Origin of the sequence: Nocardia sp. SYP-A9097, assembly GCF_009649815.1 — a bacterium.
Lineage (GTDB): Bacteria > Actinomycetota > Actinomycetes > Mycobacteriales > Mycobacteriaceae > Nocardia.
Window position 1 is genome coordinate 1 of record NZ_WJIC01000103.1, and the last position, 549, is coordinate 549.

The 549-nt window shown below is 69.8% G+C and carries 1 protein-coding gene; it reads right to left on the reverse strand.

Annotation, left to right across the window (positions count from 1 at the left end; translation table 11 throughout):
* A partial coding sequence (locus GFY24_RS40930; RefSeq protein ID WP_153810483.1) for a hypothetical protein occupies positions 1-204 on the reverse strand: 204 nt, incomplete at its 3' end.
* Positions 205-549 lie beyond the last annotated feature (345 nt).

A 549-nucleotide genomic window follows, 5' to 3' on the forward strand; every position in this document is an offset into this window, starting at 1 on the left:
GGCGTACTGGGCGGCAAGCCTTTTCATGGCCGACTCGAACGGGTAGAGGGTGAAGGTGTCCACTAGCCGGTCCAAGAACTCGCGATCTGCGGTGGAGGCGAGGGAGAGCGCGGCAGGGAACGCGCGGCGGGCGGCGCGGCGGTCGGTGGTAAAGGTGATGTCGAGTTCTGTGATGGCGTCGATGAATGCGCTGGTTTCGGTCACGAGTGGTTTCCTGTCTGGATGGTGATGTCGGCGAGCACCCCGGCGCGTGAGCAACCTCGACAGCCGGGATGGCCGGCTGGTCCGGACGACCAGCCGAGGGCGCGAGACCGGGACCGTGCGCGACGCGCGGCGGAGAACGCGCCAGGGCGTGCGAAAGCGAATTTCCGTGCGCTCAGCACCGAGACAGGCGCGGGCGGAACAGAAGGGGCGCACGGGGATTCGGTTGCGCCGGGCGCGGGCTCAGTGGCGCGGCGCGGTCGGGGCCGGTAGCCCTCGAGATGGCTGGTCGTCCGGACCAGCAGGACAGCCCACCCCCTACACCGGCAGCGGCCGGTGCAGGCAAGG